General features: G+C 63.8%; 6 protein-coding genes. All 6 read right to left on the reverse strand.

The window, feature by feature from the left end; genetic code table 11:
* Nucleotides 1-160: 160 nt before the first annotated feature.
* Nucleotides 161-1,783, reverse strand: coding sequence for an ATP-binding protein (locus AAF430_12815; GenBank protein MEM7411110.1), 1,623 nt, complete (start codon nt 1,781-1,783; stop codon nt 161-163).
* Complete coding sequence (locus AAF430_12820) at nt 1,773-4,346, reverse strand: ATP-binding protein (protein MEM7411111.1); 2,574 nt, start codon at nt 4,344-4,346, stop codon at nt 1,773-1,775. Before AAF430_12820 ends, AAF430_12815 begins: the two co-directional genes overlap by 11 nt.
* A 255-nt stretch (nt 4,347-4,601) precedes the next feature.
* Entirely contained in the window at nt 4,602-6,740 is a 2,139-nt protein-coding gene (locus AAF430_12825) for a hypothetical protein (protein ID MEM7411112.1), read from the reverse strand.
* Between the two features lie 89 nt (nt 6,741-6,829).
* Nucleotides 6,830-7,480, reverse strand: a complete 651-nt coding sequence (locus AAF430_12830; protein ID MEM7411113.1) for a methyltransferase domain-containing protein — start codon at nt 7,478-7,480, stop codon at nt 6,830-6,832.
* A gap of 1,732 nt (nt 7,481-9,212) precedes the next feature.
* On the reverse strand, nt 9,213-9,920 hold the full coding sequence (locus tag AAF430_12835) for an outer membrane lipoprotein-sorting protein (GenBank protein MEM7411114.1): 708 nt from the start codon (nt 9,918-9,920) through the stop codon (nt 9,213-9,215).
* Nucleotides 9,921-10,003: 83 nt separating this feature from the next.
* Entirely contained in the window at nt 10,004-10,927 is a 924-nt protein-coding gene (locus AAF430_12840) for a hypothetical protein (GenBank protein MEM7411115.1), read from the reverse strand.
* Nucleotides 10,928-12,099 lie beyond the last annotated feature (1,172 nt).

Below are 12,099 nucleotides of genomic sequence, written 5' to 3' on the forward strand. Positions count from 1 at the left end.
GCTTCGAAAACCCAGGCGACGATGTCCGCGCCTCGTGCCGCAGTGCCCCCGAAGGGCTGATGCGGCGGGTGGCCTGCCCCCACAAACCCGCACGGGCCCGTGGGCTGCTGGCCGTCCCCTCCCCGGACGAGCGGGAGGAGCTTAGCTCAGCCGAGCCGGCTCAGGCGCCAGCGGTGTCCCCTACCGGCAGCCGCACCACGAATCGGGACCCTCGGCCCTCCCCGTCTTGCACCTCCAGCGTGCCACCGTGCTCGGTGACGATCCGCTGGCAGACCAGCAGACCGAGCCCGGCGTTCGCGTCGGCATCTTCTCCCGCCAGGAACGGGTCGAAGATCTGCTCGAGCTGTTCCGCCGCCAGGCCAGGGCCCGTATCGGTCACGGACAACTCGACGCCGCTCTCGTCGTAGGCGGCACGCGTGCGCACCGAGATTTCGCCGCCTTCCGGCGTGACAGCCAGTGCGTTCAGCACGAGGTTGAGCACCACCTGGTGGAGCTGGTCGCGTACGGCCACCAGCTTCGGCATGTCGGGTTCGCCCGTCCATCGCAGCATGATGCGGCCGAGATGGGCCTCCCGCTGCAACATGGAGACGACTTCGCCCACGACGTCGCCGAGGCTCACGGCTTCGCGGCTGGTGCCCGCCGCGCCGCGCCCCACGCGCTGCATGGTGTCGACCAAGCGCTCGATCTTCGAAAGATCAGCCTGTGCCTGGGTCTTCTCTTCGCCCGACTTGCTCGTCTGCTCGACGAAGGTACGCAGCGACGTCAGCGGCTCTTCGATCTCTTGCGCGAGCCCGGAGGCCAACGTGCCGAGCCGGTCGGCCCGGCGCATCTGCTCACGGGAGCGACGCAGGTCTTCGACGAGACGGGCGTTCTCGACCGCAACCGAAGCCTGGCTGGCCAGCCCCTCGATCATGGTGACGTCGTCGGCGCTGAAGCGCGCCCCGCCACTGCGGTTGTCGACGGTGATGGCGCCGAGCAGGCCTTCCTTGCCGTAGAGCGGGGTGACGAGGATCTCGTCGGCCGCCACCTCGGTTACCCAGGTGCGCACCGCGCCGCGATACTCGAGGCCGCGGTCGCCCTTCAGTGTGAGCGACATGCCATCTTCGAGCTTGGTCAGGAAGTCGCCGGCGTTCTCGTGCGTGAAGGACAGGCCCTCGAGGCGCACATCGATCTCGTCGCGGGCGGTCGACGGCCGCGCCCAACTGAGGCTGCCGTTGCGGCGGTCGCGCAGCAGCACGCTCGCGCCGTCGAAGCTCATGTCTTCGCGCAAGGTGCGGATCAACAGGTCGAGCAGGCGCTCGATTTCGAGCTCGCGGTTCATCGCCGCCGAGACGCGGCTCAGGATCTGCAGCTCGTTGAGGAGCTGGGCACGCTCGCGGTCGAGGGCATAGGCCTCGATGCCGCGCATGAGCGTGGCTCGCACGTCAGCCGGCTCCCAGGGCTTGGGAATGAAGCGGTAGATGGCGCCGCGGTTGATGGCTTCTTGCAGCGTGGCCACGTCGCCGTAGGCGGTGACCATGATCCGCACCGTGGCCGGGTCGAGCTCGGCAGCGCGCACCAGGAACTCGGTGCCGGTCATGCCGGGCATGCGGTGATCCGAGAGCACGAGCGCCACGGGCTTCGTGGCGAGGATCTCGAGACCTTCATCGCCGCTCGTGGCGGTGTAGATGGCGAACTCGCGGCGGAACGTGAGCTCGAAGATCCGTAGGTTGTCGGGCTCGTCGTCGACGTAGAGGATCGGGTATTCGCGGAAGTCGACGAGCGAATCGGGCTTAGGCTGCATGGCGGCCCGCCCCGACCACCGGCAGACGCAAGCGCGCGGTGGTGCCCTCGCCTTCCGTAGAAACGAGTTCGAGCGAGCCGCCGTGCTCTTCCGCGATGCGACGGCAGATGGACAGCCCGAGACCCGAACCCGCAGCGCCCTTCGAAGTGTGGAAAGGCTCGAACACGCGCTCCAGCATTGCCGGCGCGATGCCGGGACCGTTGTCGCGGACCTCCACCACCACCTCGCTCTCCTCTGTACCGGCTTCGACCCAGATCGAGCCACTCCGGCCTTCGAACGCTTCGGCGGCATTCTTCAGGAGGTTGAGGAAAACCTGATTGAGGGCGCGGGCATCGCCCGCCACTTGCGGAAGCCCCTCGGGGAGATCCGAGGTCACCTCGACCCCCTGGCTGACGAAGGTGTGGCCCACCAGCCGCAGCGTCATCCGGACCCCGCGCACGACGTCCACAGAGCCCCGCTCACGGGCCCCAGGGGCCGCAAAGTCGCGGAGATCGCCCACCAGGCCGGCCGTGCGCTCGAGGCCGTCGGTCACGATGCCGGCGAGCTCACCCAGGGTGTCGGCCGTCTCGTCGAAGTGGATGCGCTCCCGAAGCACCTCGAGCTGCTGCACCTGATCGGCCAGGTGCTCGGGCCCGGCCTTCCCCAGGGCGGCCATCTGCTCGGCCACCTCGCGCACCTCGTCGAGCGTGAGCTGCAGGGTGCGGGCCGCGTTCATGGCGAAGTTGACCGGGTTGTTGATCTCGTGGGCCACGCCGGCGGCGAGCTCGCCCACGGCCGAGAGCCGCTCGGCGTGCACCAGCTGAGCGCCCGCCTGCTTCAGCTCTTCCATGGTCTGCTCGAGCTCGAAATTGGTCGTGGTGAGCAGATCGTTCTGGGCGGCCAGGGCTTCCTGGGCCAGCCGCAGCTCGACTAGCGACCGCACCCGGGCCAACAGCTCACGGGGGTGGAAGGGCTTGGTGACGTAGTCGTCGGCGCCCAGCTCGAGGCCTTCGATCTTCATCTCGCGCTCGGCCTTCGAGGTGACCAGCACCACGGGCACATCGCGCAGCTCGGGCTCGCCCTTGATGGCGGCGCAGAGCTCAGTGCCCGACATCTCGGGCATCATCACGTCGGTGAGCACCACGTGGGGCAGCCGATCGCGCACGGCCTCGAGCCCCTCACGACCATTGCTGGCCGTGCGCACCCGGAACTCCTGGCCCAGCAGATGGGCCAACAGCCGGCGCATGTCGGTGTTGTCCTCGACCACGAGCACTTCGGGCGTGTCCGGGCGGTGGGGCGCGGCCTGGGCCGGCGCCGTGCTTCCCGTGCCCTCGACCCGCTCGACGTGGCGCTGCATCTCGGCCAGGCGCAGGCCTTCGCCGAACTCTTCGCCGTCGTCGTCGTGGGTGCTCAGGTCGGCACCCAGGCCTCCGAGCGCCCGCTGCAGCGATTCGCCCTGCCCCGCTTCCTCGGCCAGGGCTTCCGCAACCGCGTCGCGGGTTTCTTCGTCGCTCTCACCCACGGGCAGCACCACGTGCATCTGCGCGCCGTGGCCCAGGCCCTCACTCTCGGCCCAGATTCGCCCGCCGTGCAGCTTCACCAGCTCTTGCACGAGTGAAAGCCCAATGCCGGTGCCTTCGTGCTTGCGGGTATTCGAGCCATCGACCTGGGCGAAGCGGTCGAAGATGCGGCCGAGCTGGTCGGCCTCCAACCCCTCGCCCGTGTCGGTGACCACCAGGTGCACGCCGGGGGCGTCGCCCTGGGCCTCTTCCCACCCTTTGACCCAGATCTCGCCTTCCGCGTCGGTGAACTTCAACGCGTTGCCCAGGAGGTTGACGAGGATCTTCTCGAAGGCCTCCGAGTCCGCGTGAACGACGGGGAGAGCCGAGAAGCCCTCGTGGTCGAGCAGGACTCCCTTGCGCTCGGCCAGCGGGCGCGCGCCAGAAACGATGTTGTCGACGAGATCGTGCAGCTGCACGGGGCGCCGACTGATGGTGAGCTGCTCGCCCTCGATCTTGGCGAGGTCGAGGAGGTTGTTGATGAGCTTGAGGAGCCGGAGCCCGTTGCTCTGAATGGTCTTCAGGTAGCCGCGCTGGAGCTCGGAAATCTCGCCGAAGTCGCCCGCAAGCATCGCTTCTACAGGAGCCAGGGTGAGCGTGAGCGGCGTACGGAGCTCGTGGTGGACGTTCGCGGTGAAACGGGTCTTGGCCGAGTCGAGTTTGCGGAGTTCGTCGCGCGTCTCGCGAATCTCTTCGCGCCGCAGGAAGTCAGAGAACCGCATCCGATCGAGCAGCGCCGTCGCAACAATCGACTCGATGCCAGCGGCCACTGGAAACGCCAAACCCAGCCAGTAAGAACGGCCTCCGAACTCCCCGGCCGAGAATGCTGGTAGCGCGGCAAGCCCAAGCGATAGAACCACCACCACTAGCGCTGCCTGGCGCGCCGTCATCGGCAGAAGCACGGGCATCCCGAGGAAGAGCAGCATCAGCCCGGGCGCGTACTCACTACCCACGCCGCCAGCCACCCGGATGACATCCAGCAGCATCACCCCCGCACAAAGCGCGCCTGCGACGCAAGTCGCCACGGGTCGCGCGCTCCCTACACCGCACGCGATTAGCACCATCGCCGCAACGCACGCAAGCCTGACCGCGAGAAGCCGCTCGAAGCTCTCCGGGAAGACGACCCAGTCCAGCCCTAGGAAAGACGCCGTCAGCGCGGCAACGATCAGAGCGCCTATCCTATTCGACCGAGGAAGGCGTTCCTGCTCTAGTTCCGATCGATACAGCGAGTACGATTCCAGCGCCACGCCGACCGCCTTCGACCGAACGACTTTGCGCCTTTAGTTCGACCGCGCCCGACGGTCAACACCGACCGCCAAACGGAACAGGCGGGGCATCGCGATCCAATCCGCGAGGAAACAGAGCAGCGAACCTAGCGCCAAGAGCCAACCGAAGTTCCGCGTTAGCGCGAAATCTGAGGTAGCTATCGCACCGAAGCCCGCGACCAGAACGCAGGTCGTGAGCGCCAGGATCGGCAGAACGGAAATGCGCCCACGCGGGGAGCTGTGTAGGCCTCGAAGCTCATCTGCGATATGGACCGTGTCATCAACCGCAATCCCAAGAGCTACGGCCCCAATCATTACGGTGGCAGCATCCAACGGAATCCCGAGAAACGCCATAGCGCCATATACCGCCGCCACCGGAACAACATTGGGTAGCAAAGCCATCCCTCCCAAACGCAGTGAACCAAGACGCAGCGCCAGCAGCCCCCCAACAATGAAGATCGCGAGCCCCAAGCCACCAACCTGACCGTCTCGAATGGCCTCCTGCGTCCGCGCGAACTCATACATCGTTCCCGTCACTGCAATCGACGACTGAGACATCGCGTTCGCATTCCACCAACGAGCGCCTGCGCTACCTAGATCAACTATCTCCTTGGACTCATTCACGTTCATCAAAACGCGAACCACAGTCCTCTCACGGCTAGGAGTCACGAGGTCGCGCACGGAGCCCGATGACCCGACGAGCGCGAGAAGCTGCTCACCCATAGCCACCGAGCTCGGAACCCTATCCTGATCACCGAGGACGCGGTTGGCGTCTCTGAGCACCTCGGCGATCGAATCGACCCGACCTACTCGCGGATCCCTCAAGAGCTCCTCACGGAAGCTCTCCAAGTCACTAAGGGCTACAGGATCCAGCGCCCCTCCGGCTCCGTCAAACGCAACAGAGAATGCCACCGGCGTTATCCCAAAGAACCGCTCTCGGATCGAGTCGTAGTCTCTCCTCTCTACGGAGTCGTCAGAGAACCAACGAATGATGTTGGTGTCTGTTTCCACCCACCAACCCGACACACCTCCAAGAACGATGGCCGCGAGAACTGTTGCTCCACCCCAGCTAGCAACACGAGTATTGGCTACTGCATCGAGAACGCCGTGAACTCTCACCTCGTACTGGAGTAGCGCCTCGGCCACACGATTGCGGCACACGAGGGAGGTCAGCGCAGGCACGACCGTCAGCGCCGAAAACCCTGCCAGAAGAGCCGAGAGCATTCCAACGAGAGCGAACTCACGAACCGCCGGGACAGGAACGACCGCCATCGACCCGAAGCCTACGGCTGTCGTCAATATGGAAAGCCCGAGAGCCGAGCGCCGGGGGCGCTTTCCCACCTCGCCTTCTAGCGGGCGCCGGAACGTCCGAAAAAGACTGTGCGTGCCATAGATCGCACCGAGCGCTAGCGCGATAGTTGGGAGCGTCACCGTGGTTAGGGACAGCGAAACGCTCAACCATCCCATCAATCCGATGGTCGCGGCACTGACGAGCACCGCTGGAACTACAACAAAGGCGACTCCCGCGATGGTCCGAAGCGCGTAAAGCAGAACCACAACCACAAGTGCCGCTGACAATGGAAGCAGGCGTTGTAGCTCCCCGAAGGTTCTCGCGTTGACGGCCGCCCTAAAGATCGGAACACCAGTCACACTCGCACCATATGACCTCGCAATCTCTGCGACGGAGGCCGCTATGGGACCCGCATCCGCGCCTAGTTCCCGATCGAGCACCACGCGAACAGCGCTGGATCGACCATCGCTCGACAACAAGAAGCCCTGCGCCACGCGCGAATCGCGCACCGCGGCTGGCTCAAACGCACTGACTTCTCCGTCCTCGAAACCGACTATGGCTCCGAGCCGAACTTCTCCGTATCCCCCTGTCCGGGGCACAGGAAACGTTGAGAGAGAATCCACACGTCTAACGCCAGCCAGGCCCGCAATCTCCTCTGAGAGCCTCGCCAGTTCCCCGAGGCGCACGCCCAACCGCGCCAGATCAGCGGGCAGGTCGACCACAAGAACGAGCGCCTCGTCGCCACCGAATTCGCTCACAAAGTCGGAGTAGCGAGACCACGAATCCCCGTCCCGCTGGAGGAAACCGTCGGCGTACCCATCGACCTCGAGCCATCTCACCCCTCCAACCACAGCGAGATTCAAGGAAAGCCAGAGGCACAGCACTGCTAGTGCTCGAAGCTTCCTGGAAAACGATCTCTCAGCCGACTCCCTAGCGGGCGAAGGCAATGCAACTAGCTCCGAACTGCAAGAGCAATGACAGCCTGTGAGGGGTCGCCAAATGCGTCCTCTGTATGAACCAGCGAAAACCCACCGTGATCGAGAAGGTCCCCGAGCTCATCTCGCTCCCAGAACCGAAAGACTCCCTTGTCTCCCAACGAGAGCAGCCGCGCTCCATCATTAAGAAAGCTCTGGCCAGACTCGAGCAACCGGCCCGACTCCAGATCATCACGCCGGGAAACCGCTGCCTCCATGACTCCGTCACGCCACATAGAGGACACGTCTGCGTCCGGACGCATAGTCGAGATCACGAGCCGCGCTCCGCCTCGCAGCACTCGAGCCATCTCCTGGATGAGAAGCTCGGGTTCCTCCACGTAGCTCAGGAGAAGTGAAGCCATCGCGCCATCGAGCGATGCGTCGGCAATAGGAAGCGCGGCACCAGCCGTCAGGCTCAGCTGCGCCTGACAGGCCAACCGTTCATGCCCCCCTGGTCGCGAACGCCACTGACAAAGAGCATCTCGCACGAGATCGAGACCGATGACCCTTGAACCCGCAATGCGCGGGCGTCCACCCGACAGCGCTGTAATGAACCCGCCGTTGCCACAGCCGATATCTGCAATCCGGCCACCGGCATCCGGCTGCAAGAGCTCAACCTGACGCTGCATAAACTGCTTATAGGCTGCCCCAGACTGAAGATGCGAGAATCCACCCGCCCCGTCTCTTCCTAGGAGGTAGTCGCGCCAGAACCCCGCTCCCCGAGCAACCTCCGGCCGTACCCTGCGCGACTCGAACCGCGCCTGTCGCCCTGAGACCGTCCCAGGCAACGCGGACCGACACCGGGCCCCTGCAGCCAACCGAACGACCTCTCTCCCAATCTCGTGGAACACCTGGACGGCCGCGCCACTTGCTCGCAAGCTGTGCCCGGCATCAACTTCGGCGACGCGAACCTCACGCTGCAGAGAGTACGAGAGCAGGTCCGCGACATCGCGCGTGCTGACCCAAGCATCGTCTCGTCCGCAAAACCACAAGGTTGGACACTGCACACGCTGAACATCCCTACGAGCGTTCTCGTCACCGCTCATCTCTGAACGAATGGCCTCACTACCAACCCTACCGATGTCGGTCTTCACGCCGACGAGCTCCACATCGCCGACCGGCATCCCCCGACTGATCGACGCGTGGTAGTCAACGCCCCCAGATATGCTCTTCACGGCACGACGCAGCTCCGGCATCCCAACGAGCGATACCCATCCGCAGATACCGTCCACAACGCTCGCACCGAGCAGCCAACGCGCTTCTACAGCGGAGAGGCTTGGCGACACCACGATCGTCCTCGGGGCACCCGTACCTTCTTGCGCGAAACGGATCGCGGCACGAAGATCATTCGCCGCCGCGCGGAAGCTAAAGCCAAGGCTCTCCTGTCCCTCAACTCGGTGTGCCGGTGCCACATACGACTCGCCCTCGCGGGCGGTCCCGTCATAGCGAAGAACCCTTACGGGCACTGCATTGCGCGCGCAGGAAGCCCTAATCTGAGTTGCTAGGGGGAGGAGCACTTCTTTCGTTTTCCCCCAAGCTGGTGCGACCACAACTGACACCGCGCCCCGCTGCGGCCCATATGTGTCCAGCAGCCCCGAGATCCGCCCCCCTCCTGCGCCACGAAAGTGAACAACCGACTCTTCGGGACGACCCCTGGGTGCCACGATCCTGGAGAGCCTCGTCGCAATCCAAGCGCCAACGCCGCCATTCACGCGCCGCTCCGCGAACCGCTCCATCGGAACACCCGCGTGGCTTGGATAGCGACTGACACTCAAGCCAATACGATGACGAAACGCGTCCTGCTGCGTTCGATTCCTTACTGTCGCGTAGCCCAGACCGCTCGCAGCGTTCGTTGCGAGACTGACCTGCGCTCCGACTTCAAGCCGCGCCTCCCGATCGACGAGCAGGCCCACCCCTCCGGAAGACTGATCAAACTGGCTTGCACGCACTGTTCGAGTACCACGATGAAGGGTGACATCATTCGCAGAAGGCAACCGAGGCTCAGCACGCCTTTCCACACTGGAGATGAGGTCAGGCATGGACAACTCGGCAACTGGCGAGTCCGCGGAGAGGACCTGTGCATGAGCCAGGAACTGCAACCCAGCCCTTGATCCCGACAACACAAGATGCTCGCCTTCGCTGAGATGCCTTTCCGCGCTAACGACGATCGATGCGGACTTGAGGCCCGCAATCGAGATAGTCCCCTTGCCACCGATACCCTCAGCCAGATCCACTGGACCATCCGCAATCAGCTCCGTGAGAAACTCCCGCACGGCCGCTCCGGCCGCTATCACTCTTACGCCGGCGCCCTCAAGAGCGGATCCCGAACGCCGATCTAGCACCTGGCCAAACGAAGGCGAGCTAGCGCTCATTAGGCGACCCCACGTCTCGAACGAGCTTCCTATCCCGCCGAGCACTTCCTCGATCCAGGTTGCTCACACCGAACAGAGCGACGCCAGGCGCTTTGATCGACCGGCTCTCAAGCAGCTCCAGCTCACTCACAACCCGCCCCTGGTCCGCCACGACGCGGACGCTGGAAACGGAACGCCGATTCTCCTCGTCGTAGCTCACAACCAAACGCTTCTTGCCAGCACCAGCAACGACATCAATCCACTGAATTCGCGAAACCGAATGATCAACGCAAACGTCAAACTTGCTGTACGAGAGCTGACTAGACTGACTTGGCAACAGAATGAAGACCTCGCAATCGCCTGCCTCGCCCCTGTCAATCAAGGTGAAGTCCGAAGCGCGCTTCGGGAGGAGATCTTGATACGAGAAATCGCTGCCGAAAAACGCATCTCGCATCTGCCCAACCGAAACGCGCCTCGATCGTCGTAACGCCGGCAAGTAAACATACAGAGTGGAGTGCTCGAGGAGGAGAACACCTGTGCCCTTCAGCGCCGATGGGGAAGTAAAGCGGATCAACATATCGCCCCGACGCCCGCCTTCCCCAAAGACCACCTGCATCTCCCGCCTCAAGGATCCGCCAGAACCATCGAACGTCGTCAGCGCCACTTGCTGCAACACGCTGGTCGGATACAAGGCGGCGAACCCGTCCGACAAGCTCATGTGATGCGTTGCAGCCTCGCGAGCGCCCACCACCAGCGGGGACGCGACCAGCAGCCCCGCCAAACAAACCAGTGCCCCGAACCTCAAAGCCTTTCCCTTAGCTCATCGATGGAAGCCAGAAGCGGCACCATGCCACAGGCTGCGGCAAGCTCCTCGGCCGTGTCGAGGTCTCGGAGGGGCTCCCCCTGTCGCCGCGCACACAAGGTTGAGGCAAGCCCGAAATGGCTGTAGGCGAGGGCCGGGAGAGCACCGACGCGAGTATTGATCGCGATCGCGGCTCGATAGTGGCGCGCCGCGACGTCGGGCTCTCCAGCGGCGAACGCCGCAGTCGCGATGAACCTATCGCTGCTGCCCCAGCAGTAGCTTCCGAAACCCACAACGCACAGCTGCCCTGAGAACCGGACGAACCGCCCAAAGATCGCCCGTGCATCTACTACGGATCCGTACGCCCCAACCGTCAGGGACATTGCGCAGGCAGTGCCGAACCACGCGTTGCGTCTCGGTCGATCCAAGAGAGCGGCGTCGTTGCACGACTTCCACAGGAGTGTGGCTTCCGCTTTTCTCCCGATCTCGTGAAGGAGGTAGCAGAACCCTGCCCTCCACCCATCAACCCGGGGGAACGAGTCTGACATGATCCTGACCGAACCGGTTGACTTCTGGAGGTCGCCCGTATCCAGCGATGCCATCGCGCTCTGCAAAGCGAAGCTATGCGATGCGTTCACATCACCGACAGAGGTGCCCAAATCGAGGAGCGCCTGCCTCATCTCGGACGCGAAACCGAAGTCTCCGCGAAGGAGCGAGACGCAACCGCGAAACATGGGGACGTACCATGCAGCTGAGTCCGCACCTGCGCCGGCGACAGTCTTCTCGAAAGCATCGATTGCGTACTCGGCGCTTGAAACTTCGCCCGTTTGCAGGAGGCCCGTGATCTCCAACACCCGATCCGAAAGGCATATACCGGTGCTGGCGATTCGCGTCTGCGGCGAACCGAGGTCGAAGGAAGCCATCCGCGAAGCAGAACGCACGTAGCAGCGAGCTTCTTTTCCGGCTTTCGCCGCCTCGCGTCGCGCTTGACTAAGGAGACCCGGAATCTCCCGAAATCGATCTTCAGACCAATGGAGCGCGACTGCCAAGCGCGCATAGAGCCGTGCGCGATGATCGTGATGCGCCCGAAGAGGCACAAGGCTAGATACCGCCTCTTCGAGCAAAGCCACGAGAGATGGGTCAAAGACACCGGTCTCTATCGCGAGAAGGTCAGCACTCGATTCGAGTGCTGCCTCCGCCAAGAGATCTGGACGGGAGCATCGCCTAGCGAACACGATCGCGGCATCGAGAAACGCCTCCGACTCCTTCCGGCGCCCCATCGTCCGACTGAGCCTTCCTAAGCGGATCAGGATTTCAGAACGAATCTCATCGCAACCCAGGAACGACCCATCGAGCACCGCCTGAGCTCGTCGCAAGCAGTCGAGAGCTGCGGGAAGATCCCGACAAGATACAGCCCACTCTGACGCTCGAACGAAATGATCAATCGAGGTCTCAAGATCCCGCTCACCGCCTGCGTCTCGATGGTGCTCTGCGATGCGCTCGCTAAAGGGTCCAGGGATCGCCCCACAACGGGCCTGCATCTCTATCGCGAGCCCACGGTGCAGTGCCTGTCGAGTTGCGAGGGGAGCGGACCGGTAGACCGCCTTGCGCAACGTCGAGTTCGCGAACCTGAACCGTGGCGACAGATCTGCCATAACCACACCCGCTTCTTGAGCGTGCCAGATCGCTCCGTCCACGTCGGCGGTGGACTCAACCATCGACCGCAGCAATGCCAAGTCGAAGGTCTCCCCGATCACGCTGGCCGCTACCAGAACATCTCGAACATGCTTCGGACAACCATCCAACCGGCGGCGATAGTGTCCCTCGAGAGTCGCGGCAATTGGAGCCTGCCGCACGAGCTTCTCTACATCGTTGCCTGACGAACTACGCAGGTGATCCTTGATCGCTTCGTAGAGAAAAAGCGGGCTCCCGGCCGTTCGTTGCGCGAGATGGGCAGCCGAATCCGTCGAAATTCGGAGCCCGAACCTCGCCCTAAGGAAACGCTGTGTTTCTCGCCCACCGAATCGAGGCAGCCGCACAAGGGAGGCGCTGGAGTCTCCCGCGGCGGCGAGCAAGTCCTTGGAGCGTGCAGACA

Source organism: Myxococcota bacterium (assembly GCA_039030075.1).
In the GTDB taxonomy this organism is placed as follows: domain Bacteria; phylum Myxococcota_A; class UBA9160; order UBA9160; family SMWR01; genus JAHEJV01.

Bases quoted from the DNA above. Each gene is read 5' to 3' on its own strand.
- AAF430_12835 (MEM7411114.1), bottom strand. From the start codon at position 9,920: ATGAGCTTGTCGGACGGGTTCGCCGCCTTGTATCCGACCAGCGTGTTG.
- AAF430_12815 (MEM7411110.1), bottom strand. From the start codon at position 1,783: ATGCAGCCTAAGCCCGATTCGCTCGTCGACTTCCGCGAATACCCGATC.
- AAF430_12830 (MEM7411113.1), bottom strand. From the start codon at position 7,480: ATGCAGCGTCAGGTTGAGCTCTTGCAGCCGGATGCCGGTGGCCGGATT.
- AAF430_12840 (MEM7411115.1), bottom strand. From the start codon at position 10,927: ATGGCTTCCTTCGACCTCGGTTCGCCGCAGACGCGAATCGCCAGCACC.